This is a genomic window from Microbacterium sp. HM-570, assembly GCF_054165885.1.
The window spans coordinates 2,309,722-2,333,517 of sequence record NZ_CM135111.1 but is presented as its reverse complement, the minus strand read 5'-3'; the positions used below and the strand labels follow the sequence as shown (position 1 = coordinate 2,333,517).

The 23,796-nt window shown below is 64.9% G+C and carries 25 protein-coding genes and 1 pseudogene; 16 read left to right on the top strand and 10 right to left on the bottom strand.

From position 1 onward, the window contains the following. Positions 1–129 precede the first annotated feature (129 nt). The 9 genes and pseudogenes from istA (at position 130) to ACT9TC_RS11080 (ending at position 8,520) form a co-directional block, all read left to right on the top strand. Positions 130–1,827, top strand: a pseudogene (gene istA, locus ACT9TC_RS11120) (IS21 family transposase). Beyond that, positions 1,824–2,633 (top strand): IS21-like element helper ATPase IstB, encoded by an 810-nt coding sequence (gene istB / locus ACT9TC_RS11115; RefSeq protein WP_458040565.1) that lies wholly within the window; start codon positions 1,824–1,826, stop codon positions 2,631–2,633. Before istA ends, istB begins: the two are co-directional and overlap by 4 nt. Positions 2,634–2,679: 46 nt before the next feature. Next, positions 2,680–3,024, top strand: coding sequence for an ArsR/SmtB family transcription factor (locus tag ACT9TC_RS11110; RefSeq protein ID WP_458040564.1), 345 nt, complete (start codon positions 2,680–2,682; stop codon positions 3,022–3,024). Further along, entirely contained in the window at positions 2,988–3,665 is a 678-nt protein-coding gene (locus tag ACT9TC_RS11105) for a signal peptidase II (RefSeq protein ID WP_458040563.1), read from the top strand. The genes ACT9TC_RS11110 and ACT9TC_RS11105 overlap by 37 nt, the downstream gene beginning before the upstream one ends. Beyond that, a complete protein-coding gene (locus ACT9TC_RS11100; RefSeq protein WP_458040562.1) occupies positions 3,662–4,267 on the top strand; it encodes a cadmium resistance transporter in 606 nt (201 codons plus the stop codon). The genes ACT9TC_RS11105 and ACT9TC_RS11100 overlap by 4 nt, the downstream gene beginning before the upstream one ends. Before the next feature lie 477 nt (positions 4,268–4,744). After that, entirely contained in the window at positions 4,745–5,026 is a 282-nt protein-coding gene (locus ACT9TC_RS11095; protein WP_458040561.1) for a metal-sensitive transcriptional regulator, read from the top strand. A 22-nt stretch (positions 5,027–5,048) separates the two neighbouring features. Beyond that, positions 5,049–5,378, top strand: a complete 330-nt coding sequence (locus tag ACT9TC_RS11090) for a heavy-metal-associated domain-containing protein (RefSeq protein ID WP_458040560.1) — start codon at positions 5,049–5,051, stop codon at positions 5,376–5,378. Continuing rightward, on the top strand, positions 5,375–7,651 hold the full coding sequence (locus ACT9TC_RS11085; RefSeq protein WP_458040559.1) for a heavy metal translocating P-type ATPase: 2,277 nt from the start codon (positions 5,375–5,377) through the stop codon (positions 7,649–7,651). The genes ACT9TC_RS11090 and ACT9TC_RS11085 overlap by 4 nt, the downstream gene beginning before the upstream one ends. A 275-nt stretch (positions 7,652–7,926) precedes the next feature. Further along, positions 7,927–8,520, top strand: coding sequence for a DUF305 domain-containing protein (locus ACT9TC_RS11080; RefSeq protein WP_458040558.1), 594 nt, complete (start codon positions 7,927–7,929; stop codon positions 8,518–8,520). 1,102 nt (positions 8,521–9,622) lie between these two features. Here ACT9TC_RS11080 and ACT9TC_RS11075 read toward each other — a convergent pair. Beyond that, positions 9,623–9,832, bottom strand: a complete 210-nt coding sequence (locus ACT9TC_RS11075) for a hypothetical protein (RefSeq protein ID WP_458040557.1) — start codon at positions 9,830–9,832, stop codon at positions 9,623–9,625. Between the two features lie 45 nt (positions 9,833–9,877). On the opposite strand from ACT9TC_RS11075, the gene ACT9TC_RS11070 reads away from it, so the two are divergent. Next, entirely contained in the window at positions 9,878–11,155 is a 1,278-nt protein-coding gene (locus tag ACT9TC_RS11070; protein ID WP_458040556.1) for a prolipoprotein diacylglyceryl transferase, read from the top strand. Between the two features lie 188 nt (positions 11,156–11,343). Here the strand turns inward: ACT9TC_RS11070 and ACT9TC_RS11065 are convergent, their stop codons facing one another. The 3 genes from ACT9TC_RS11065 to ACT9TC_RS11055 are packed head-to-tail and all read right to left on the bottom strand — an operon-like array spanning position 11,344 to position 13,315. Beyond that, positions 11,344–12,030: a ferredoxin--NADP reductase gene (locus tag ACT9TC_RS11065; protein ID WP_458040555.1), complete on the bottom strand. Its 687-nt coding sequence runs from the start codon at positions 12,028–12,030 to the stop codon at positions 11,344–11,346. Positions 12,031–12,042: 12 nt separating this feature from the next. After that, positions 12,043–12,591 (bottom strand): hypothetical protein, encoded by a 549-nt coding sequence (locus tag ACT9TC_RS11060; protein WP_458040554.1) that lies wholly within the window; start codon positions 12,589–12,591, stop codon positions 12,043–12,045. Positions 12,592–12,613: 22 nt separating this feature from the next. Beyond that, on the bottom strand, positions 12,614–13,315 hold the full coding sequence (locus ACT9TC_RS11055; RefSeq protein ID WP_458040553.1) for a ferric reductase-like transmembrane domain-containing protein: 702 nt from the start codon (positions 13,313–13,315) through the stop codon (positions 12,614–12,616). A gap of 336 nt (positions 13,316–13,651) precedes the next feature. On the opposite strand from ACT9TC_RS11055, the gene ACT9TC_RS11050 reads away from it, so the two are divergent. Beyond that, complete coding sequence (locus ACT9TC_RS11050) at positions 13,652–13,903, top strand: putative quinol monooxygenase (RefSeq protein WP_458040552.1); 252 nt, start codon at positions 13,652–13,654, stop codon at positions 13,901–13,903. A gap of 409 nt (positions 13,904–14,312) precedes the next feature. On the opposite strand, the gene ACT9TC_RS11045 is transcribed toward ACT9TC_RS11050, so the two are convergent. Continuing rightward, positions 14,313–14,462, bottom strand: a complete 150-nt coding sequence (locus tag ACT9TC_RS11045; RefSeq protein ID WP_458040551.1) for a helix-turn-helix domain-containing protein — start codon at positions 14,460–14,462, stop codon at positions 14,313–14,315. A 21-nt stretch (positions 14,463–14,483) separates the two neighbouring features. Between ACT9TC_RS11045 and ACT9TC_RS11040 the strand changes: the two genes are divergently transcribed. After that, positions 14,484–14,729: a hypothetical protein gene (locus tag ACT9TC_RS11040; protein WP_458040550.1), complete on the top strand. Its 246-nt coding sequence runs from the start codon at positions 14,484–14,486 to the stop codon at positions 14,727–14,729. 85 nt (positions 14,730–14,814) lie between these two features. Here the strand turns inward: ACT9TC_RS11040 and ACT9TC_RS11035 are convergent, their stop codons facing one another. Then, positions 14,815–15,108 carry a hypothetical protein gene (locus tag ACT9TC_RS11035; RefSeq protein ID WP_458040549.1) on the bottom strand — a complete coding sequence of 98 codons (294 nt, stop codon included), beginning with the start codon at positions 15,106–15,108 and terminating at the stop codon, positions 14,815–14,817. A 103-nt stretch (positions 15,109–15,211) separates the two neighbouring features. Between ACT9TC_RS11035 and ACT9TC_RS11030 the strand changes: the two genes are divergently transcribed. The 4 genes from ACT9TC_RS11030 to ACT9TC_RS11015 all read left to right on the top strand — a co-directional run bounded on the left by ACT9TC_RS11030 (position 15,212) and on the right by ACT9TC_RS11015 (position 19,076). Beyond that, positions 15,212–16,963 (top strand): hypothetical protein, encoded by a 1,752-nt coding sequence (locus tag ACT9TC_RS11030; RefSeq protein ID WP_458040548.1) that lies wholly within the window; start codon positions 15,212–15,214, stop codon positions 16,961–16,963. A 676-nt stretch (positions 16,964–17,639) separates the two neighbouring features. Next, a complete protein-coding gene (locus ACT9TC_RS11025) occupies positions 17,640–18,329 on the top strand; it encodes a hypothetical protein (protein ID WP_458040547.1) in 690 nt (229 codons plus the stop codon). A 189-nt stretch (positions 18,330–18,518) separates the two neighbouring features. After that, positions 18,519–18,743: a DUF433 domain-containing protein gene (locus ACT9TC_RS11020; RefSeq protein ID WP_458040546.1), complete on the top strand. Its 225-nt coding sequence runs from the start codon at positions 18,519–18,521 to the stop codon at positions 18,741–18,743. A 3-nt stretch (positions 18,744–18,746) separates the two neighbouring features. Then, complete coding sequence (locus tag ACT9TC_RS11015) at positions 18,747–19,076, top strand: DUF5615 family PIN-like protein (RefSeq protein WP_458040545.1); 330 nt, start codon at positions 18,747–18,749, stop codon at positions 19,074–19,076. Between the two features lie 93 nt (positions 19,077–19,169). Here ACT9TC_RS11015 and ACT9TC_RS11010 read toward each other — a convergent pair whose 3' ends face one another. The 4 genes from ACT9TC_RS11010 to ACT9TC_RS10995 form a co-directional block, all read right to left on the bottom strand. Next, positions 19,170–19,961, bottom strand: a complete 792-nt coding sequence (locus tag ACT9TC_RS11010; RefSeq protein ID WP_458042917.1) for a tannase/feruloyl esterase family alpha/beta hydrolase — start codon at positions 19,959–19,961, stop codon at positions 19,170–19,172. A 473-nt stretch (positions 19,962–20,434) separates the two neighbouring features. Beyond that, entirely contained in the window at positions 20,435–21,712 is a 1,278-nt protein-coding gene (locus ACT9TC_RS11005; RefSeq protein ID WP_458040544.1) for an ATP-binding protein, read from the bottom strand. 102 nt (positions 21,713–21,814) lie between these two features. After that, positions 21,815–22,708, bottom strand: a complete 894-nt coding sequence (locus tag ACT9TC_RS11000) for an ATP-binding cassette domain-containing protein (protein WP_458040543.1) — start codon at positions 22,706–22,708, stop codon at positions 21,815–21,817. Further along, on the bottom strand, positions 22,705–23,748 hold the full coding sequence (locus ACT9TC_RS10995) for an ABC transporter permease (protein WP_458040542.1): 1,044 nt from the start codon (positions 23,746–23,748) through the stop codon (positions 22,705–22,707). Before ACT9TC_RS10995 ends, ACT9TC_RS11000 begins: the two co-directional genes overlap by 4 nt. Positions 23,749–23,796: the final 48 nt, after the last annotated feature.

Sequence of the window (23,796 nt, the reverse complement as noted above, 5' to 3'; positions counted from 1 at the left end):
TGATATGGCCCCGGGGTGACGGCTACATGTGGCTCCACCGTTTCGGACTTGCCGGGGGCCTTTCGCGGGTTTGAGTGGGCCGCCCGTGAGCGTGTTCTCGTCTGGATGATTCTGACGAGAGGGCCCTTGATGAGGTCGACGGTGGATCTGTTCGCAACTATTCGGAGGGACGCCCGGGTCGAGGGACTCTCGGTGCGGGAGTTAGCGCGCCGGCATGGGGTCCACCGACGGACGGTGCGGTCCGCGTAGGGGTCTGCCGAGCCACCGGCACGGAAGGTGCAGGTTCGGGTGGCGCCTCGTCTGGCTCCGTTTAAAGAAGCCATTGATCAGATGCTCCGGGTGGATCTCGATGCTCCGAAGAAGCAACGCCACACAGCTACCCGGATCCTCGCCCGGCTCGCGGAGGAACACGGTGCAACGGAGCTGTCTTACTCCACGGTCCGGGACTACGTCCGGACCCGCCGAGTCGAGATCGAAGTGGACGCCGGCCGCCGGAGGGTTGACGCGTTCATCCCGCAGGGGCACGCGCCCGGGGCTGAGGCGGAGGTCGACTTCGGCGACGTCTGGGTGGTTCTCGCCGGGGTGAAAACGAAGTGCCACATGTTCGTCTTCCGCCTCTCCCACTCGGGAAAGGCGGTGCACCGGATCTACTCCACCCAGTCGCAGGAAGCGTTCCTGCAGGGACACATCGACGCGTTCGACACGATCGGTGGTGTGCCGACGAGGCATATCCGGTACGACAATCTGACCTCTGCAGTGACGAAGGTGCTGTTCGGGAGGCGTCGGGATGAGAACGACCGGTGGGTGCTGTTCCGCTCCCACTACGGGTTCGACGCGTTCTACTGCGAACCCGGAATCGGCGGCGCGCACGAGAAGGGCGGGGTCGAGGGTGAGGTCGGGAGGTTCCGCCGGAATCGACTCTCCCCGATGCCCGAAGTCGACTCCCTCGCCCAACTCAACGAGAAGCTCATCGCCTGGGACGAAGCGGACGACGCCCGCCGGATCGACACCCGGCTCCGGTCGGTCGGAGGGGACTTCGCCACTGAAAAACCGCTCCTCGCCGCTCTGCCGGCAGAGCGGTTCGATCCGGGGTTGCCGCTCACGCCACGAGTGGATAGGTCGAGTCTGATCACGGTGCGGATGGCGAGATACTCCGTCCCCTCCCGCCTGATTGGTCGGCAAGTGCGCGTCTCCCTCGGAGCGGCCGAGGTAGTCGTGTTCGACGGTCGCCTCGAGGTCGCCCGACACGCGAGGGTCGTGGCGCGGGGCGGGGAATCGGTGGACCTCGACCACTACCTCGACGTGCTCAAGAGAAAACCGGGCGCTCTGCCCGGCTCGACGGCACTGGCCGCAGCTCGAGCGGCGGGCACGTTCACGTCCGCGCATGAAGCGTTCTGGGCCGCAGCCCGGAAGACCGACGGGGACTCCGTCGCCACCCGGCAGCTGATCGACGTCCTCCTCCTGCACCGATCCATGGCCGCCGCCGACGTCGAAGCCGGCATCCGGTCGGCCCTGCTCGTCGGAGCGGTCACCGCCGATGTCGTCGCGGTCGAAGCCCGTCGACATGAAGCAGCGGGTGGGGCCAGTTCTGGCCGTCACCTCGTTGCTCGAGCACACGACGATGAACGGCGCGACGGACAAACCACCGGGCCCCGGGTCATCAGCCTCACCCAACGCCGGCTCGCGGATCCCGCCGCCGTCATCGCCGGGCTCCCCGCCGACACGAGGCCACTCCCGTCGGTGGCGGGTTACGACCAGCTGCTCCGACTGCCTGCACGAACCGAGACCACAGCCGCTCCGGCCGTGAAGGAAGGAACTGCATCATGACCGTCACCACCAGCGTCACCACCACCCTGAGACGTCGACGAGGGCTCACCGAGGAAGCTGCCATCGCGGCGATCGACCAGGCGTGCCGGCGGCTCCGGTTGCCGACGATCCGAGCCGTCGTCGACGAGGCCACCGCGACCGCTCAGAAGGAACAGCTCAGCTATCACGGGTTCCTCGCCGAACTCCTCCTCGCCGAGTGCGACGACCGGGACCGGCGCTCGTCCGTCCGCCGGGTGAAAGCCGCCGGCTTTCCGAGGGACAAGTGGTTAGGGGACTTCGACTTCGACGCGAACCCGAACATCAACGCCGCGACCATCAACACCCTCGCCACCGGCGAGTGGGTCCGGAAAGGGAAACCACTCTGCCTCATCGGCGACTCTGGCACCGGCAAATCGCACCTCCTCATCGGCCTCGGCACCGCCGTGGCTGAGAAAGGCTTCCGGGTCAAATACACCCTCGCCACCCGGCTTGTGAACGAACTCGTCGAAGCCGCGGATGAGAAGAACCTCGCCCGCACCATTGCCCGCTACGGCCGGGTGGATCTCCTCGCGATCGACGAGCTGGGGTATATGGAATTGGATCGCCGCGGCGCGGAGCTCCTGTTCCAGGTCCTCACCGAGCGGGAGGAGAACAACTCCATCGCGATCGCGTCGAATGAGTCCTTCTCCGGGTGGACGAAAACCTTCACTGACCCGAGACTCTGCGCTGCGATCGTTGACCGGCTCACCTTCAACGGCACCATTATCGAAACCGGCACCGACTCCTACCGACTCGCCCACACCCGACACCAGCAACAAACCAACTGACGAGTAGGCATCACTAGTCATCGTCCGTTTTGGCTATCATCGGTGTATGACGATGAACTGTTCACCTGATCTGGATCCCGCTGTCGCGCTATTCCACTCGCTTGCTGACGAGACTCGGCTCGCGGTCGTGCAGCAACTGGCCGGCGGGGAGTTGAGAGTCACCGACCTGGTGGCACGTCTCGGTCTCGCCCAATCGACCGTTTCCGCTCACGTCGCCTGCCTACGAGATTGTGGCCTCGTGGCGGGGCGGTCGGAGGGCCGTCAGGTCTTCTACTCCCTGTCCCGTCCCGAGCTGATCGACCTTCTCCGAGCGGCAGAGGGAGTGCTCGAAGCGACCGGATCCCGAGTGGACCTGTGCTCGGTCTACGGCACCCGGGAGATGGCGAAGTGACGGCTCTCGACACCGCCGAGGTCGAGCGCCTCAGCCGACGCGGCTTGCGCCTCGCCCAACGGGCTTCGCGCAGCGCGGCGGAAGAAAGCACGACCTCCCCCCATGACGGACCCCCTCTCGCCCGAGCGGAGGGTCTCGAAGTGTCAAGTTCGCCTCGCCGTGCGACCGAGAGGGGCCGAGCTCGACGGTTCCTACTAGCGGTCGGTGTCGCAGCAGTCGCTGTACTGGTCGACCAAGGCGCCAAAGCGCTCGCCCTCGCGCAGCTCCGCGAGGACGAGCGAATCCCGCTCCTCGGGGACTGGCTCGGCTTACAACTCGCATTCAACCCCGGCACCGTCATGTCCCTCGCAGCCGACGCAACCTGGCTGTTGACGGCCGTAGCGGGTGCGGCCTCGATCGCCCTGCTCATCGCCGCGACACGTGCTCGCACCGTCGGATGGGCGATCGCGATCGGCCTCGTATGGGGAGGGGCAGTCGGCAACCTCCTGGACCGACTGCTCGCCCCGCCCGGATTCGGCCGCGGTCACGTGACCGATTTTCTCGCCTACGGCAACCTCTTCATCGGCAACCTCGCCGATGTCATCCTCGGTGTTGGGGTGGGGCTCGGCCTGCTGGTCTACCTCCGGGAGGCGAAGGCATGATCCTCCACTCCGTCCTGCAAGCGATCGGCCTGTTCTTTGCCACGAACATCGACGACATCATCGTGCTGTCACTATTCTTCGCCCGCGGCGCTGGGCAACGAGGTGCAACGGCTCGGATTCTGGTCGGTCAGTACCTGGGATTCGTAGGTATTCTCGCCGCCGCCGTACTCGTATCCCTCGGCGCCGGAGCGTTCCTGCCTCCCGATGTCATCCCCTATTTCGGCCTGATTCCACTGGCGCTGGGGTTATGGGCAGCCTGGCAAGCGTGGCGCCACAGGCACGAGGACGATGATGACGATGAGGTCAAGATCGAAGGCAAGAAGGTCGCTGTCTGGGCCGTAGCCGGAGTCACCTTCGCTAACGGCGGAGACAACATCGGCGTCTACGTCCCCGTCTTCCTCACCGTGGGGCCGGCCGCCGTGGTCGCTTACTGCCTTGTGTTCCTCGCGCTCGTTGCAGTGTTGGTGATAGTGGCCAAGTTCATTGCCACGCGACGTCCGATCGCCGAAATCCTGGAACGTTGGGAGCACATCCTTTTCCCGCTAGTTCTCATCGGGCTTGGCATCTTCATCCTGATAAGCGGGGGCGCATTCGGACTCTGATCCACCGCGTTTCGACGTCGAGCACGGGGACTCGATCCAGTCGGACGATCTATCACGGCCGTCATCGTGGGGGGGCTCAGAGACGACTCCCGCCCGAAGGTGAGGGAAGGCCCGCACCCCTACCGCGGCGGACATCCCCGGTCGCTAACACCGATTCGGTGGAGCCACATGTAGCCGTCACCCCGGGGCCACCTCTAGTTGACATAGCCACGCACTTTCCCGCTTATCTGCATGCATACGCAGATGTATGCATGCAGATGTCCTCACTCGACCACCGATAGGTGCGCGCTGGGCGACCGCACGTCTCGACGTCGTCTCACACGGTCGACTTTCGCTGTATTCAGATTCATTCTCACCCTCCCGGCGGTCGTCGTGCAGATAGGAGGTCTTTACCGTCTCGCACCGTAGACACTCAACGTGCACGTTCATCCCACCCATCGTGACTTCAAGTACCCTAGGGGGGTATAGTATGTCCTTGTGAACGGTTACTCGGACAACAAAGATGACCTTCTGAAGCGACTCAGTCGCGCGGAAGGTCAGGTGCGAGGGATCGCGCGGATGCTGGAAAACGATAAGTACTGCATCGACATCCTCACCCAGGTTTCCGCCGCGACCAGCGCCCTCGAGACGGTGGCCCTGTCCCTGCTGGCCGATCATTTGTCGCACTGTGTCGCGGAAGCGGCCGCAGAGGGCGGTGCCGTTGCGACCGAGAAGATCCGCGAAGCCAACGAGGCGATCGCTCGCCTGGTCCGTTCCTGACCCCCAACGAAAGGCACTCATCATGAACACCACCAACGACCGCACCGACCTGGGCCTGACCGACTCCGCCGCCGGGTGCAGCTGTTGTTCCACCGCGTCCGCCGTCGACACCCCGATAGCAGCGTCCACGACTACTCAGGTTGTCTTGGTCGACGGGATGACCTGCTCGCACTGCGTGATGAGTGTCACCGAGGAGCTCACCTCGATCGAGGGTGTCGAGTCCGTGTCGGTCGACCTGAACGCGGGCGGCGCCTCGCGCGTCAGCATTCACAGTGGAGCGCCGATCGACGCTACGCAGGTGCGGGCCGCAGTAGAGGAGGCAGGGTACACCCTCGCCGGCAACCCCGCATGAGCACCGCCGATGTGGAGCTCGAGATCTCAGGGATGACCTGTGCGTCCTGCGCGACGCGGATCGAGCGCAAGCTGAACAAGCTTCCCGGGGTTGAAGCGACCGTAAACTATGCGACCGAGAAGGCGCGTGTGCGTGCCGACGGTGTCGAGACCGCGGAGTTGATCGCCGCCGTCGAATCCGCGGGGTATTCCGCGGTGCTTCCCGCCCCGATCGTCGCGGAGCCCACCTCGACGGACGAGGTGCCCGAGGATCCTGAGCTGGTTTTGCTTCGGCACCGGTTGCTGATCAGCACCGCACTGGCAGTGCCGGTCGCGCTGATGTCGATGATTCCGCTGCTCCAGTTCACCTACTGGCAGTGGCTGGCGTTGACCCTCACCGCACCGGTGGCGGTCTGGGGCGCGTGGCCCTTCCATCGTGCCGCGTTCGTGAACGCCCGACACGGCGCGGCGACCATGGACACCCTGATCAGCGTCGGAGTGATCGCCTCGTTTGGGTGGTCGCTGTACGCGTTGTTCTTCGGAATGGCCGGGATGCCGGGCATGCACATGACTTTCACCCTGTTCGGCAGCCCTGAGGCCGGGAGCGGCGAGATCTACCTCGAAGTCACTGCCCTCGTGACGGTATTCATCCTTGCCGGCCGATATGTCGAAGCCCGCGCGAAGAAGTCCTCATCCGAAGCGCTCCGCGCCCTCCTTCATCTCGGCGCGAAACACGCCACTCTGCTCGTCGACGGCATCGAACAGCTCGTGCCGGTGTCACAGCTAGCCGTCGGCGACCAAGTTGTCGTGCGCCCCGGGGAGAAAATCCCCTCCGACGGGCTCGTGGTTGAGGGCGCGTCCGCGATCGACGCGAGCATGCTGACAGGCGAATCCGTCCCGGTTGAGGTCACCAGAGGTTCCCGAGTGGTCGGCGCCACCGTGAACGTCGGCGGGCGGCTGACCCTGGAGATCACCCGCGTCGGCGCCGATACCGAGCTGGCACGGATGCAACGACTGATGGACGAAGCGCAAACCGGCAAGGCCAAGGTACAGCGCCTCGCTGACCGCGTCTCGGCCGTGTTCGTTCCGATCGTGATCGTCCTGGCGATCATCGCGTTCGTCGGATGGCTGCTGCTCGGCGGGTCTCTCGAGGTTGCGTTCACCGCGGCCGTCGCGACCCTGATCATCGCCTGCCCCTGCGCCCTCGGTTTGGCAACGCCCACCGCGCTGCTCGTCGGCACCGGCCGCGGATCGCAGCTGGGCATCCTAATCCGCGGACCCCAGGTACTCGAGCAGACCCGCCAGGTCGACACCATCGTGCTGGACAAGACCGGCACCATCACGAACGGTGTCATGTCCGTCACCACCCTCTCCCCTGCACCCGGCATCACTCCCGAGGACCTCCTAGCATCGGCCGCCGCCGCAGAGTGGGGATCGGAACACCCCGTCGCCCGTGCGATCGTCGCGGCAGCGGAGGGCACACCGACTCCTGCCGAGGCATTTACCTCGCACGCCGGATTCGGCGTGCAAGCGGTGATCGATGACGCTGTCGTGGTCGCTGGGCGTCCCCTGTGGGTCGAAGACCAATGGTCCGTCCACGCCCCCACCACCCACCGTACCGAAGCTGAGGGTCTGGAAGCGGCCGGGGCGACGGTAATTGCGGTCGCACGCGACGGCGAGTTCCTCGGCATGATCGCCGTGTCCGACACCGTCAAGCCCAGCAGCGCCGAAGCGATCGCACGTTTCCGCGCGCTCGGGCTCCGTCCGGTGCTGCTCACCGGCGACAACGCCGGCGCGGCGCAGCACATCGCCGCCCTCGTCGGCATTGACGAAGTCCGCTCCGGAGTCACCCCTGCCGGGAAGCTCGAAGCGATCCGGCAGCTGCACGCCTCGGGGCGGGTGGTGGCGATGGTCGGCGATGGCGTGAACGACGCCGCGGCCCTCGCCGCGGCGGATCTCGGGGTGGCAATGGGCGGCGGGACGGATGCGGCGATCGCCGCGAGTGACATCACGATCGTCTCCGGTGACCTGCTCGTGGTCGCGGATGCGATCCGGCTTGCCCGCCGAACCCTGGGCGCCATCAAGGGAAACCTGTTCTGGGCGTTCGCGTACAACATCGCCGCGATCCCGCTGGCGATGCTCGGCCTGCTAAATCCGCTGATCGCGGCCGCCGCGATGGCGTTCTCGTCTGTGTTTGTGGTCACCAACAGCCTCCGGCTGCGACGCTTCCGCGCCCACGCCACCGCTTCGGCCGCCGTAGCCGTACCTCTGTCCCGCACGCCCCAGCTGGCCTGATCCGTTTACCCTGGGAAGCGAGCGAGGTGACATGTCGATGATCGCTCTGGCGCAACGCCTGCCTCGCATGGCCGCCACCTGGCGGACCGCGCTGCCTGCCGGACCGGCCCTGATCGCCCGTGGCACTGTCCTTCCTAGACCACCGTCTCTGCTGGTTCTCTGCATCGGTCGTACCTGAGGGGTGCAGTCAGCCGACCCGTTCCTGCGCGTGGGCACAGCAGTCTCGCGCACGAACATCCGGTTCGTGCGCCTCACAACGACTGAGAAGACACCTGATGAAGAACCGTGCCACGGCGACCGCCGCGATCACCCTGACCGCCCTGCTCGCTCTCGCCGGTTGCACCGGCACCACGACCGGTGGCGGGATGGACAACATGCCCGGGATGGGCTCATCGTCCTCGGCGTCCCCTGCCGCCGATGTGAACTCCGCAGACATGCAGTTCACGATGATGATGATCCCGCACCACGAACAGGCCGTAGAGATGGTCGACATGATCCTCGCCAAGGATGGGATCGATGACCGCGTACTCACTCTCGCCGAGCAGATCAAAGCTGCGCAGGGCCCCGAGATCGAGCTGATGGAGTCGTGGCTGGACGAGTGGGGCACCCCGATGGGCGACATGGGCGGTATGGACGACGGGGGGATGATGTCGGACACTGACATGGAGGCGCTTGAGGGCGCCACCGGCGTGGAAGCGTCGCGCCTGTTCCTGGAGCAGATGATCGTGCACCACGAAGGCGCGATCGACATGGCGCAGACCCAGATCGACAACGGTGAGAACGCCGATGTGATTGCCCTGGCGGAGAACATCGTCGCCTCGCAGACCACCGAGATCACGACGATGGAGGACATCCTCGCGACCCTCTGACAGGCAGGGGCCGGCCACACCCGCCGGCCGGCCCTCGCCCGTGCAGCCCGCCACCATGAACACGCGCACACGCACCCCCACTGCCACCGTCTCGCTGGCGTGCTGACAGTTACCGTCGCGGCCTGCACGACCGCCGGCAGCGATGAACCTTCCTCCGCCCCGCCCGTCGCTCACATTCACGACGTCGCGTTCGCGCCCGACGGTGCTGTGTTGGTCGGCGCACACGCCGGCGCGGACCGCAGGCCACCACTCCTCGAGCCAGCAGAACGTGGTGAGGTCAGGGTTCGCGAAGGTAGCGTGGGGCACGTCGAGGTCTTTCGGCTGGGCAGTGTGAGAACTTCCATCCTGGAAGACCTCGACCCCTGCCCAGAAACCGACACCACCACACCCTCATCTGCAAAGAGCCCATCTAGCGCACCACCAAACGTTGATAGTGTGAGAGCGACATGATCGCCCCGGTGTCCACCCAACCCTCGACAATACTGTCCGAGCGCCTGATGATAACGAAGATCATTACGGGTGTGACGCTCGCGTTTTTTCTCATTCTTGGCGCTTGGGTATCGACCCACTCCTATCAGGAGGCTGGCGCACCGGCTCCCGTTGGCGTCGAGCTGATCGATTCACACGTCGAAGGGCCCGCTCCGAGCGTTCAGACCATCGTTAGCACATACCTGGGCACCAACTCCCTTCTGGGGGTAGGGGTGTGCGCGCTTGGGGTACTGTGCGGGGTTCTTCTCGTTCTGATCGTGTCCAGGTGGTTCCATTCGCGAGGGCGCCCCATCTACGTCCGACGACCGCTTGCATCGACCCGGGTGCTCCTCGCTACGCCGACTCCGCCCCGCAAGGCTGCACTTTCACTCACGCAACTGAGCATCTCGCGAACCTGATACGTCGTACGCCATCTCTCTGATGGCGCCCACTCCGGCTCCCGCCGGAGGTATCCGCTTTGTGCCGTGCGTTTGTTGATTGTTTGGAGTTGCTTCGTGAAGACCCCCGTGAAGGCGACGTTGATCGCCATTGCTGTCGCTGTCGTTCTGGTCCTCGCCAGAATTATCTGTGCCCTGATGAACTATCGCCTCTCGCAGGCGACGCGGAGGTGGCCTCAGCGGTGCGCCCCAATTCGCATGTCGTCGACGACGGAGGTGAGGGCGCCGTCGTCGTCGTGGAGTTCCTGGACTTCGAGTGCGAAGCCTGTGGCGCGTTCCACCCGATCGTGGAGGACCCGCAGGACTGTGCCGCTGGGCACTTCCCGGCCCGCGTCGAGCACGCGACGAAGGCTCTCCATTTCAACGAGGACCGGACGCGTAGTCACCATGAACCGTCGTCCGGCGCTAGAGCTCCCCATGGAACCGCGGCCATGACCGCCGACCCGAAGAAGACTCCGTCGCCTCCTGGGGCATCGTTTTTCCGTGGGTCGGCGCCTCCTAAACCACAGGTTGGGCTCGGCGCAGCACAGGCCAGGGTCGGCGGATCTAAACCGCCACCAGCGAAGCCAGATCAGGGCAGTGGTGACGTACAGCCTGGAGCTTTGCAGATTTCCGCGTTCAATTGCAGAGCCTTGGCGGAGGCTGAGCCGCATGCCTTGGGACTGACCTATGAGTTCAACGCCGCGCCTGAGGGCGACCCTTACGCAGTAACGGTCACGTTTGAGGGACAGCGGGCAGGCGTGACTCACCGTCCCGGTCCCGGCGACAGGTTTCAGGTTTCGACGACAGTAAAGCCCGTACTGCCGGGGGTCGGCCGGGTTGCGGTCACTACTCGAGTCCCGGGATTGGCAGCGGGCTCTTGGAGGGTGGTCGCTCGGCCGTCGGCCCACCATCTCGGACTTGATGAAGGCCCATCCAATGGTCTGCGAGCCGCGTTACCGCATCTACCCGGGGGAAGAGCACAGGGTTCCACGGGTTGGGCTCCGGTGATCGCGCAGCGGGCTCCGGGGGTATTCCTTGGCTCTTGGGCGGCTCTGGTCGGGTTAGGTGCGGTAGTCGGGTTGAGCCTGCAGGCGATGCTCGCCGCCTTTCTAGGGCTGTCGGTGTTCGGGGTAGCACTGGTGTCAGTGATAGCGAGCCTGATCGGGCTGATCGGAGCCAAGGTTTACTACCTTGCGGTGTATCCGGCCGCGCGGCGTCGTGCATTGATCGGGGGAGGGATGTGCATCCAAGGGTTTGTTATTGGCGCCGGTGCGGGCTTAATCATTGGTGCATGGGTGGCTGGCATCCCCATAGGCACGTTGCTTGACATCACCGCGCCCGCGTTGATGTTCGGGATGACGATAGGTCGGTTCGGCTGTTTCTTCAGCGGATGCTGCGTGGGGCGCCCCACCGCATCGCGTTGGGGTTTGTGGTCCTCGGACCGGCGTGTCGGGGTGCGCCGTATCCCTACGCAATTGCTGGAATCCGCTGTCGCGGCGGCGATCGGGGTAGCCGCTCTCGCGCTCCTGATCATCCTGGGGAGCCCGCCGCTGGGTGGCGTGATTTTCATCGGAACCCTGGCCGCTTACGTCGCAGGTCGGCAGCTACTCTTGCCGTTGCGAGCGGAGCGCGGTAAAACCCGTCACGGACGAGCGATAACGTTGGCCGCAGCGGCGATCATCTTGGCCGCCGACGTTGCCGCCGCCATAGTCATGTACGCGCGATGAGCTCCGGTGAGCCGCTGGCGAAGAGGGGCGGGTCACCGGGGACTTGGGATGGGGACTTTGCGGACCGCCGATGAGATCGAACTAGCGACCCTGTCCTGGGTGCACTGGTGCACGCCACGGCCCGACCTTGAGAAGTCCGGATGCACCAGTCCGCAGGACTTCTCCGCGCGGCAGGGAGCGGGCCGGCCTCAATATCCGACGAACACTTCGGTGAACACGCTGAGGTCGTCCACGCCGGAGAGGGACAGCAGGCTACGGACGTGGTCCACCATCCCAGCCGGGCCCGCGAGGTGCCACACCGCGGTCGGGAAGTCCTCCGCCGCTTGACGGACCTCCGGCAGGTCGACGGTGCTGGAAGTGCTCCATAAGGTGAAGTGGTCGCTTCGGCGCGCGAGCGCCGTCAACTCGTCGAGGTACACCGCGCTCGTTCGGTTGCGGTTGAGGTAGACGAGTGCGAGCGGCGCGGGGAGTTGCTCCTCTGTGGCGAAGCGGATCATGCTCAACTGCGGCGTGATACCGATCCCCCCGGCGACGAACACGATCGGATGGCGCGGTGTGCCCTGCAGCGTGTAGAAGCCGTGGGCGCCCTCCAATAGCACCTCCGTCCCGATGGGGTATTGCTCGAGCGACCGCTTGAAGCCGCTCATGGTCCGCCGAAAAGCGATCGAGATCCGTCGTCGGTCGTTCGGCGACGACGCGATGGAGAACACCCGCGAGCTCCCCTGGGGGTCGGCGTGCGCAAGCTGCGGCAGCTTCACCTGGATGTGCTGCCCGGCCGAGAAGGTGAAGCAGGCGGGGCGAGCGAAGGAGATCTCGAGTGCGTCATCCGCGATCCGCTTTCGCTCGAGGATCGTCGTCCGTTGGATTCTGCTCATCGGCTGCCCGGCTCACTCGGCCGGGACCGGTGCGGCGTCCGGGGGAAGCTCGAACACCTCGGCCGGAATGTCTTCGTCGACGCTGTGCACCGTGATGTCGAAGCTGCCTCCCTGGACCGGCACCTGGTGGTCTCCCACCCCGTATTCGAGTGCCCATGCGGCGGGCCCCGTCGCGAGCCGGGAGAACTGCATCTGCTCCGGAGTGACGCCTTCCACCATCGTCCAGGCGAGCTCCGAGTCCGCGTTCGCTTCAGCTGTGTATAGCGTTTGTTCTTCGGATAGGTAGAGCTGCTCCGAGACGGGCTGCCCGTCGACCTCGATGGTCTGCCGGAAATTCGGCTGGCCCTCCATGTTCTCCAGCCAAAGCCGGACCGTCCGGTCCGGTTCAGACACCGTCATGGAGAACGAGCGGGCGTACTCGGCGGCCTGAGCCGGTGCGCCCATCGCGGAGCCTGCGTTGGCCGCTAGCCGACTCTCGAGCACCAGCATGGTGGACGCGATCAGCAGGATCGGTAGCGCGAGCATCACGCCGATCAGGGAAAGGGCCGCCGTGGTGAGCACGCGTCTCACCGGTCCCGTCCGTTCACGCTCCACCGAAGCTCCTCCGCGCCATCGTGGTCCTCACGAAGGCGGCCGCTTGAGCGAGGGACACCGTGACCATCATCGCAAGATAGACCCACCGCAGCGGGTTCGGCGCGTACAACTGAGCCTCGGGCGACGCCGGCGTGTAATGCATGAACGCGAAGTACAGGACGTGCGCAGTGGTCAGGAAGAACGCCGCATAAGCCAGCGTGTGGAGCCACTTCCAGGCCGAGATGCCGAGGAAGCCGACCGCCCGGTCGAAGGAGGTAGCGGCGAGTCCTAAGCCGAGCATGAGCGCCATCAGGCCAAGGATGTTCGCGAGACCGAAGCCGGGCTCTGCGCGAAGGTACATGCCGGTTTCCGGGGAGAGCTGGTAGCCCAGCAGTGCTGCCACGTCCCACCGAGCCCAGCCGTCCCACACCAGGTATGCGTGGATGACACTGATCACCACAAACCAGATGCCGAACTCGCGCCGCCACGGCACCAGCCGCGTGAGCGGACGCCACAGCCGAGCAGCGGGACCGATGAACACGGCGAACCAGAGCATCCCCAGGGAAGCGCCGCCGAATGCCTTCCACAGGCGCATGTCTGGACTCCAGCTGGCATGCATCTGCCACACCGAGAAGACGAGGACGGCGGCGACGGTCGCGGCGAGGAGGTGTCGCCCGAACAGTGCCGTCGGGGTGCGGACTCCTAGCAGCAATGGCTGCAGGCGTTCGGCTCGGGACTCGTCACATGTAGATTATACCGGCTCCGCGGAGGTTCTACTGGCTCCGCGGAGGTGCGCCGTCCACGTCGCGGAGTGTGCCGCACCGCCGGGCGCCGAACGCGGGCACAGAACGGAGGGGCGTTTGTGCTGGACACATGGGCTGGGCGTTGCGGCGGGGTGCCCTCACGTGTCGGTCAGCAGGTCTCGGACGATCGCGGCGACGGCGCTGGGCATCTCGACCCGCGTCGTCGTTGACCTCGCGTTCATCGAAGAGCAGCGCGCCAAGGGCCGCTCGGTCGGGACGATCTGCAAGGTTTGTGTGAGCAGGGCGTGCCGCTCGCCGAGCGGACATACCGGGCTTGGAAACGCGCCCAGCCCAGCGACCGTGACCGCGCAGACCGGAACGACGCCGGGAACATCGACTACGAAGCCCCCGAGGTCGATGGCGAGCCCGGCGCCTTCGTGATCTATGAGCGGTGGGAGACTCGGGAGCGCCTCAACGCACACTTGAGCCCCTCCGCATGCAGGACCTCGCGCCACAGATGCTCGATCTCATCGAGGGATCCATCGAAGATGGCATGACCCTTCTTCGCCCCTTCCGCCCCACCCACTGAAGCAAAAACCAGCCCTGGTAACGGAGCAATCGCCGTAGCTCGGTCGGCGAACTCACCTCGGGCAGTGAGCGCCTTCGCGGTCCGGCCGCCCGGTCACGTTTCGTCAAGACCGAGATCGGGCGGCCAAACCGGGGAGAATACGTTCGCTCTCACTTCGTTCTCACTTCGCACTTTCGCGAATGACCGAAGCCCCGCGATCCCTGTTTTTCCATGGGTTCGCGGGGCTTCGACGGTGGAGGTGGCGGTGGGATTTGAACCCACAACCCTGACATCTGGCTCGGTCTGGAATCGCGGTTTCATGCGGGTTCGATCAGGCCGACATCCCGGCTCGATCAGCTGGATCGGACTCGAACTGGTTCAGTTGTTGCCACGCGTCGTCAGTGTTGCGGGGTCAGCGATAGCTTGAGGTCGAGGGCGTCAGCGAGTTTGCTGATCGTGGCCACGGTCGGGTTCGCTGCGCCGGACTCGATTCGACTGATCTCCGACTGCTGGATGCCCGTGACGGCCGACAGAGCTGGCTGGCTCAACGACTTCGCTGTACGCGCCGCGTGGAGCTGTTCACCCAACTCGGCGCGCGCCGCCATCTCGAGCTGGAACACACGCTCAGCGGCGTCATGAACGCGCCGCTGGTCAGCAGTCCAATTCTGCTCGGCGCGAGCGACAAGATCATCAAAGCTCTTAGCCATCGGATGCCACCCCCTCCGCTCTATTATGCGTCAAAACACATAGGTGGTCAACGCCGGCGCTTCCACGCCGCATGCATCTTCCGCGCACGAGCGATCTCGCTCGCCTGACGCTTCTCGGAAGGGTCCTTCTTCTTGTCGTACCCGTGATAGAGCAACACGATGCGATCACCATGGAACGTACAGAACACCCGGATCAGAACCATCCTGTCAGCACCTGCCAGACCCGACGGCGCCTCCACTCCGGCTGCTGAGAGGATCGCCCGCAACGACCGACGCACGCGGAACTCGTAGAGTCCGTCGCCGAGAGGCTTGCCCCACTCGCCTGGCAGATGTCGATCCCGTGGACCTTCAGCACCTGGTTGATCGCCGCTGCGAGCACCGCCTGCTCATAGCCGCCGAGCTTCGAGAAGAAGCGTTCGAAATCGTGACCCTCGTACTCGATGGTCCATCCGCGCGCGTCTCTGCCCATCCGCGCGTCTCTGTCCATCCGCGCGAAGGTATCTCACCCCGACCACAACGACGGAGAGTGCCCCCCTCCGGAACACGACGTGGTCGCGAGTGCGAGCAAGCGGGTGTTCTAACCTTGTCCGGTGAGCAAGCGCCCGAAGAATTCCCGCCCTTCGTCTCGCCAGGGTCCGCCGCGGGGCGCCGCGTTCGGGGTCGGCGCCGCCCGCAGGACTCAGGCCGAGCCGGAACTGCACCGCGAGGTCGACCGCCTCCTGCTCAGCGCGTCGGCGCTGGACCTGCTGGCGTACGCGAGCACACTGGTCGCGTCGATCGAGCCGGCGGGTCCCCTCAAGCCGCCACGCACCGGTGTTCCCAGTCTGACGGAGCTGATCGCGATGTTCCGTGACACCGGCGCCCGCGCCACGGATGCGCTGCTGCTGGTGCTCACCGCGCTCGACGGAGACGAGATGCTCGCGCGTCGGATCTCCGGCGAGGTCACAGCGCGACGACATCCTCTCCCGACGTGGTTGACGCAGCTCGACAGATTCCAGCCCGCTCGCGCGGTCGGGCTGGGTCATGTGCTCGGCGACGGAGAGAACATCGTCGTGGGCATCGACTCGCCTGCTGGTGAACTGACCTTCCTGTTCTATGTCGACCACAACGAGGGCACCGCCGTCAAGGATGCCTACTTGCTCGACGTGCCGTTCACCGAGGTCACCGGGCGGCTCGGGGAGCTGGCACGCGACGAAGTAGGCACGACGACCATCGACCTCTCCCTGGCCGACGCCCGCGCGCGCATCGAGCAGGCCATCGAGACGGGCCGGATGATGTATCCGCCGTTCGAAACTGACACCTGGCCGTCGGCGCGGCCACTGGCCGAGTGGATGCTTCGACGGATGCCGCCGGGCGGCGTCGGATACCCGGATGCCGCCGACGCCGTCGATGAACTCGACACGACAGCGCTCGTGGACCAGCTTGCGAACACGTCCAGCTCCCTAGACTTCGACAGACGTGACGGCTCGGACGATCGCGACATCGCCGAGACCCTGCTGGAACTCACCGCGAACTACTTCGGCGGCGATCCGCTGCGCTGGAGCCCGGTCACCGTCGAGATCCTGTTGACAGACCTGTTCCCGCGGAAGGTGCACGCTGACCGGCGATACCTGAGCCGGATCCCCGAGATCATGCGCACGGTGGTCACCTTCGCGCACAAGACGCGAGAGGTACCCGCTCGGCTCACTGCGGACACGCTCGACTCCGTCGACCGCTTCGAGCCCGAATACCGACGCCTCACCGGAGCGCCCCGCGACGCACGCGCAGATCTGACCCGCCAATTCTCACCCGACGACCCCGACGCGTACTACAAGGCGCTGCTCGCTGCGGCGTGCGGAAGCGTCGAAGCTATCGAGTCTCTCGACCTTTCGCCGCTGCCCGCCGAGTCGGTCCGTCTGGACGCCGTCGAGCCGGACATCCGCGAACGTGTGGCTGCCATTGCGAGAACCGCCGGAGATGCCGGCGCCGAGCTGTTCGATCCCGAGTTGCGCACCGTCGCGCATCGGATCGTCACGCGGATCGCGGCATCCGATCCGAATATCTTCCGCCGCAACTCGAAGCCAGAGATGACGGCGGCGGCGGCGCTGTGGATCAGCGGGACGGTCAACGATCAGTTCCGGCGTGTGACGGTGAAGGCGATGATGGCTCACCTCGGCCTCACCGGCAGCCCTGCGCAGCGTGCCGAGCCGATGCTGCGGGCACTCGGTGTCGAGCGGGTCAGCGGCTGGGCCTATGACGCGACCCTCGGCGACCCGGGGCTGCTGATCTCCGAACGGCGCCGCTCACTGGCCGAGCACTGGGCATGGGTGAACGGCGAGACGGAGCATCCCGATCACGACTAGGCAGCATGCCCGCACTTTCTTCACGGCGAGCGCCCACAACAGCCGGCAGACTCGCTCAGCACAAGCGGTTCGTGTGAAGCCGACCCATAACTCAGCCGATCTGACCACGGCGGCGGCGAGGTCGCCCCAGGTGGCCCGATCGCCAGTGCCCCCGCCGGTACCGACCCGACCGGTACAGGTCAATCTGATCGGAACGGGCCGACCTGATCACGACATACCAATTCACCTGCGGGGTCCGACCCCACCGGAAGTTCGTTCGATGAAACGCCCCCACTTCAAAGTCCGCGAGTTCGCGAGTCCGGCGGCTGTTGCCATCCGGTTGCCGACAAACCCGCAGAATCACGCGGCGGCGGACCAGTCACGAGGTACCGAGTGGGTGGCTCCGACCGCGTCGACCCCGACGTGGTCGTGACCGACGGTTAAGAACCCCAGATCAGCGGCAACATCGTAGCAACAATTGAACGAGAATCAAATGGAACGAGCCCCGTCCCGGCTGATCGAGATCAACTGAAACGGGGCCCAAAATGGCGAAGAGGGGATAGTGGGATTTGAGCCCATACAGGAATGCCTTTCGGCGGTGCCCGTAGCGGGTACTTCGCTGTCATTCCGCGGGTGTCGACCTTTCAAGCGCACACCCGGCCGGTTGCACGCGCTAATCCGAGCCGGATACGTGACCGTGGCGGTGGACGAGAGATGTGGGATTCGTCAGGATGAGCGGATGACGTCGTTGACGGGCCTGAGCGCCGCGAGTTGTGCATTCGCTGATCTAGCGACCCGGGTGGATGCGCATGCGTCCGTGCGTAACGAGAGCTGGCCGACGGCAGGCGCGATGATCGACCACCTCGGCAACATCCAGGCGTGGGCGACGGACGCCGTGCGCGTCGGCACGCCCGCGGACCGCAGCAAGTACACGCGCCCGGCTGAGCGCGAACGGGTCGAATGGTTTCAGGAGACCAGTGCCGCTCTGGTGGAAACGCTCGAGAAGACCGATCCGGCCCGCGAGTGCTGGACGCTCTGGAGCGCGGAGCCGGTCGTTTCGTTCAGGCAGCGGCGCATGACCAACGAGGCTGGGAAGCACCTCTGGGACCTGCGCACCGCCATCGATTCCGAACCGCCGATGCCCGCTGAAATCAGCCTCGCGGAGCGGGCGAACATCATGGACGAGTTCGTCGACGCGCTCGTGCCGGCAGCGCGCACACGCGAGATCGAACCATTACCGCGCCACGTGCTCCTCGTTGCCCAGGACCTTTGGACGGACATGGCTGCTCATATTCGATCGACGCCCAGCAAACAAGACACGCCAAAGGGGCGGTTAGGGCGCCGATGGTTGCCGTGTCGCCTCGCTGACTGCGATCGTCCCTCTTGACCGCTTCAACCGACATCGGCGTCGCGCAACCGCGATATCGCGTATGCGATGAGATTCTCGACCGCGGTCGCCGCAGAACGCCGTCCCTTGGCGTCGAAGGACACCAGTCAGGTGCCGAGCTGGGGGTCTGTGTGAGTGCGATCATCAGCAAGGGTTCTCACTGTCTGGAGGCAGCGCTAACCTGAGGACATGTCTCGCCTAGATCGAATCGTCGTCGACCCCGACGTGGTGCACGGGCGCCCCGCGATTCGAGGCACGCGCGTACGCGTCGCGGATGTGCTGTCGCTCCTTGCCTCCGGAGCGACGACGACGGAAATTCTTGAGGACTACCCCTATCTGACTGCCGAGGACGTAAAGGCATCCCTCGAATACGCGGCGGCGCAGTCCAACCACGCGATCCTCACCGCCTCGTAGTCCGTGCGCTTCCTGATCGATGCGCAACTCCCGCCAGCGCTGGCGCGGATGCTGGCCGAGCATGGCCACATCGCCGAGCATGTGACAGATGTCGGGCCCTGCGACGCTGCCGACCTCACGCTCTGGAACTACGCCCTCGAACACGGCGCCGTCCTCGTCACCAAAGACGAAGACTTCCGTGACATGCTCCTGCTCAGCGGCAGCCCACCAGCCGTCGTCTGGGTGCGAGTCGGAAATACCCGGCGCCAGGCCCTTCTGGACTGGTTCGAACCGCTGATCGATAGGGTCGTCGAACTCATCGACTCCGGAAACGACCTCCTCGAACTCCGCTGAGCCCACCGGGTGGTCACACTAGGTATTGTCCGATCCGACCACTCGAGTTCACACCAAACTCCGTCCGCGCCCGGTAACGGACCGACTAGTGCGCTATCCACCCACGGTCTGCCAGATGGCGTACTCGTCGTACTCGTTGTCGGCGATGCACTCGTAGGCCAGGACCGACGCTGTGGTCAGTCCCTCACCACCGAACCATCGCGAGAGAACCTCGGGCCCGGCTTGCGCATCACCCGCATCGTCGATCACGAATGGCGTCCACCCGAGGTAGTCTCCGCCGAACGATTTTCCGCCCGCGTTGAAGCTGCTCACGCTCGCTGAAATCGACCACTCGGGACATCCGTTGCGCGTATCGGTGACGCGGATCGGGTTCAGCGACCCTGCAGCAGCGAAGTGATCTCCTTCTTCGGTCGCCACACCCAGGTCGATCAGCGTCGACGTGCCGTCGACCGCCCAGACGAGCTCACCCGGTACCGCTTGAGGAACTTCAACCTGTACCTGCTGGCCTGACGCGTCGGCGTCTGCCGGCGCCGCGCAGCTGTAGCTGCTCGCGTCATGCAGGTCTCCCGACCCGTTGTACGCCGGGTAGTTCGGGTACCGACAGATCGGCTTCGACGCAACCGTAGCGCCGGCCCTCACCGCGGTCGCTGTCAGTGACTGCGCAGGCGTAGTGCCGTCGTTCACCCATCCGGTGAGTGAGTCGTAGAGGTCGACGTTGGCTGCGATCTGTGTGCCGCTCGCATCCGACGGCGCCCCGCCATGTCCGGTGTTGGGCACGACGTAGTAGGCGACCGAACCGTCGACGGCCTCCTGACCATGCCTGACACGTAGGGGACCGCCAACTTCGCCCCGCGTGCTCTCGCGTGCTTGGCGAGGCCCTCCCAGTAGGGGATGGCGACGTCATCCCACTGGTAGGAGAGAACTTCTCGCGTTTCCGGCGGCCATGAGGTCGTGATCCAATTCGGCGTCTTCTCGCCCCGAGCGCCGGGAAGTCCCGACATCAGAACGACGGTCGGCACCCCCAGCTCGCTTGCGACATCGATGGCGTCTCGGACGACCTTGTCATGCTGGGCGCCCTCAACAGGGTGGAGCTGGTTCCCATTGGCGTTCAACGCGCTAAGACTCAACCGGCGACTCGTGACGGACTCCATGAGGGACGCCCGCGCCGCCGAGCTTCTGACCATCAGCGGGAGGTCTGTGTGAGGCGACTCTGACCCAGTTCCCAGTCGCGATCTCGACCGTGTCGAGGTGCAATTCCACGGCGAGGTCGAGGGCCTCCTCGAAGGGTCTGCTTCCGATGGAGTCGGTGATGAGTCCCAGCTTCATTACTGTCCGTTCTGTGCGATGGCAAGTTGCAGTCAGACGCGGCCGACGGCTTGGATATCTTCGTGGAACTGCGCCGCGATCTCAGCGGAGACGGTGGCTCTGGTCCCAACGATCGCGGATATGTAATCGTCCATGAATGGCCCCTCGGGATCATCTGCTCCCGAGTTCAGCGCGTTCTCCAGCGCCGCCTGCGACGCCTTCCGTGCCGCGTACTCGATGTCAGCGGGCGAGAAGCCCTCAGTCATCGCTACCAAGGCAACCGCATCCACGCCGACCGCTGCGTCCGGGATGTATCTTTCCCATATCGCGCTCCGCGCTTGGTGGTCGGGCAGGCCGATCGGGATGACGTAATCGAAGCGACCATGACGGAGGAATGCGGCGTCGAGCGCGCGGATGAAGTTGGTGGCGCAGATCAACAGCCGTCCGGGCTGCTCTCGAAATGCCGGGATTATTTTCAGTAGTTCATTAGTCACGCCCTGGGTGGGTGATGGCGGCTCGCCCTGGCGACGCGATGCGATCTCTTCGACCTCGTCGATGAAGACCACGGTGTGTTCGAGTTCCGAGATTGTGGCGAACGTTTCCCGCAGAGCACCAGCGAGGCCGGCAGGATGCGACGCGAGCCGTGAAGGAAAGACCTCAACGAACGTCCATTCGAGCCGCGATGCGATCGCTTTTGCGAAAGTTGTCTTGCCTGTCCCCGGCGGCCCGAAAAGCACGATCGAGCGCGGTGGCACAACACCGAACCGATCTGCGAGCTGTGATTGGGCGAGCGGCATCACTACGCGTCGTTCCAACAAGTCTTTTTCTGCTGTCATCCCCCCGACCGAGTCCCACAGCCCACGGGGAAGCACACGACCGCCCAGCTCGGCGAGCAGTCTCAGTTGTTCACGCTGAACGGGGATGCGGCGTTCGAAGTAATGCAGATCCTGCTTCAGCGCGAAACCCTGCCGCAGAAACGCGCCGACCCTCGTCTCTGCTGCTGGCATCAACGCGGACATCTTCGAGATACCCGCCGCAGCCATCCGAGACTCCAGAGCGGCGAGGAGCGAGGACCCTATGCCAGTCCCGCGCACCGCGTCCGCGGTGGCGAGGAACACGACCCACCCCTGAGCATGAGCCACACGACCGATCGCGGCACCAACCACGTCGTCGCCGACCACTGCGACAACGGCGTGATCCTTCGCGCATGACGCGAGGACATCCGAGATCCCGTAGACCGGCTCTGCGTTCGAAGCCAGAGTCTGCTCCCAGAGTCGAAGAATGCCATCGACATCGTCGGGGTGATAGTCACGCACGCGCCAGCCGGTCATGAGGATCCTCCTTGCGGCAGCGGCCGCGGCCCCGACACCGCGGTGGGAGTGCGCCCGCCAATGTCCTCCACGTCTGCCTCACACGGATGTATGAGACACGCTTCAGTGCGAACCGTCGATGTCGGCCGCGGGAGCCCGCATCACTCTTGGTTGCTCTTCTGCTTCCTTTTCGAGCTCCTTGACGAGATCCGATCCGCTTCCCAGAGTGCGCTCGAGCTCATGAGCAAGAGATTCCAGCTCCGCACCGCCCGCCATCATGCTGGTCAACTCGTCGAGTGTGATGTCCTTCTTCTCGAAGTTCCCGAGGCTGGTCCCGCGATTGAGCAGAAGGAATCGGTCTCCGACCGGATAGGCGTGGTGCGGGTTGTGCGTGATGAACACGACCCCGAGGCCCCTGTCCCGCGATCGGGCGATGTACTTGAGGACGACGCCGGATTGCTTCACGCCCAGAGCAGCTGTGGGCTCATCCAGGATGAGCACCCTGGCACCGAAATACACGGCCCGGGCAATCGCGACGCACTGCCGCTCGCCACCCGATAGCGTGCCAATGGGCTGGTCGACATCTCGCAGGTCGATGCCCATGTTGGCGAGTTCGGTGAAGGTGATCTGCTTCATCCGCTTAACGTCCAGGCGGCGGAAAGGGCCGCGGCCCTTGGTGATCTCGGACCCGAGGAAGAAGTTGCGCCACACCGGCATCAGAGGAACAACGGCGAGGTCCTGGTAGACCGTCGCGATTCCGGCATCGAGTGCGGCCCTCGGCGACGAGAACGTCACCGGCTCACCATCCAGAAGCATCGTGCCTTCGCTCGGAGCATGCGCACCGGCGAGCATCTTGATGAAGGTCGACTTGCCGGCGCCGTTGTCACCGAGCACACAGGTCACCTGCCCGGCGGCGACGGTCGTCGACACGTTCGAGAGCGCATTGATGGGTCCGTAGCTCTTGCCGATATCGCGTACTTCGACGATCGGCGTGCCGGTGACTATTGAGGTACTCATTTACTTCCTCCCGCTCGCAAACGCACCCAGTGATTCAAGAAGACGGCGAGTAGCAGCATCGCTCCGAGAACCGTGCGCAGCCAGTTCGTGTCCCATTGAGCGAAGGTGATGCCCTGGAAGACCATGCCGTAGATCAGTGCACCGAGGGCCGCACCGATCGCGGATCCGTAACCTCCGGTCAGCAGGCACCCACCGACGACAGCGCAGATAATGTAGATGAACTCCTGACCGACACCGGTGTTCGCCTGAACAGTGGATGTGCGAAAGAGCGAGATCATTCCGACGAGCCAGGCGGCGCCCGCCGTGGTCATGAACAGCCCGACCTTGGTCTTCATGACCGGGACCCCGATCTGACGGGAAGAGTTCAGCGCACCGCCGACGGCGAAGATCCAGTTGCCCGCGCGGGTGCGGAGGAGGATCCACGTTGCGATCGCGGCGACGAGGAACCACCACAGCACCGAGATGTAGAAGTTGCCGCCGCCGATCTGAATCGAGGCGCCAAAGAGGGGCTGGATCGTGTCGTAGAAGGGCACGCTCGTCATGCCCTGGATGGCGACCTGCCCGGTGAGGAGCTTCGTCACGGCGAGGTCGATGCCCGCGAGGATGAAGAAGGTACCGAGCGTGATGATGAAGCTCGGAAGCCCGGTCTTCATGACCAGGAAGCCGTTCAGCGCGCCGATGGAAAGAGCGGCTACGAGGGATATCACCACGGCCAGCCAAATGTTCAGACCGAACTGGGTCGTCAGTACGCCGACCATGAGAGCGGTGAAGCCGGTCATGACACCCGCGGAGAGGTCGAACTCGCCGCCGATCATGAGCAATGCGACCGCGACCGCCATGATGCCGAACGTCGACGCGGACTCCAGCCAGACGCCCGCGCCGGGCAGCGTCATGAAGCTCTCGGTGTAGACCGAGAAGAAGATCATCACTGCGAGTGCTGCCACCAGGGCGCCCATCTCGGGGCGGGCCATGAAGCGCCGGAATGGTCGCCGCTCCAGCCGGGGGCGTGTGGCGATTGTCACGATGTCCGTCGTAGTCACGTCGGCTCCTTTCTTGGCGATCGGGACCGGGCGGTCATCCGCCCGGTC

What these genes read in the sequence shown, in the direction of transcription:
- istB (WP_458040565.1), top strand. Translation starts at nt 1,824, where the DNA reads ATGACCGTCACCACCAGCGTCACCACCACCCTGAGACGTCGACGAGGG.
- ACT9TC_RS11110 (WP_458040564.1), top strand. Translation starts at nt 2,680, where the DNA reads ATGACGATGAACTGTTCACCTGATCTGGATCCCGCTGTCGCGCTATTC.
- ACT9TC_RS11100 (WP_458040562.1), top strand. Translation starts at nt 3,662, where the DNA reads ATGATCCTCCACTCCGTCCTGCAAGCGATCGGCCTGTTCTTTGCCACG.
- ACT9TC_RS11090 (WP_458040560.1), top strand. Translation starts at nt 5,049, where the DNA reads ATGAACACCACCAACGACCGCACCGACCTGGGCCTGACCGACTCCGCC.
- ACT9TC_RS11085 (WP_458040559.1), top strand. Translation starts at nt 5,375, where the DNA reads ATGAGCACCGCCGATGTGGAGCTCGAGATCTCAGGGATGACCTGTGCG.
- ACT9TC_RS11080 (WP_458040558.1), top strand. Translation starts at nt 7,927, where the DNA reads ATGAAGAACCGTGCCACGGCGACCGCCGCGATCACCCTGACCGCCCTG.
- ACT9TC_RS11070 (WP_458040556.1), top strand. Translation starts at nt 9,878, where the DNA reads ATGACCGCCGACCCGAAGAAGACTCCGTCGCCTCCTGGGGCATCGTTT.
- ACT9TC_RS11065 (WP_458040555.1), bottom strand. Translation starts at nt 12,030, where the DNA reads ATGAGCAGAATCCAACGGACGACGATCCTCGAGCGAAAGCGGATCGCG.
- ACT9TC_RS11035 (WP_458040549.1), bottom strand. Translation starts at nt 15,108, where the DNA reads ATGGACAGAGACGCGCGGATGGGCAGAGACGCGCGCGGATGGACCATC.
- ACT9TC_RS11020 (WP_458040546.1), top strand. Translation starts at nt 18,519, where the DNA reads ATGTCTCGCCTAGATCGAATCGTCGTCGACCCCGACGTGGTGCACGGG.
- ACT9TC_RS11005 (WP_458040544.1), bottom strand. Translation starts at nt 21,712, where the DNA reads ATGACCGGCTGGCGCGTGCGTGACTATCACCCCGACGATGTCGATGGC.
- ACT9TC_RS11000 (WP_458040543.1), bottom strand. Translation starts at nt 22,708, where the DNA reads ATGAGTACCTCAATAGTCACCGGCACGCCGATCGTCGAAGTACGCGAT.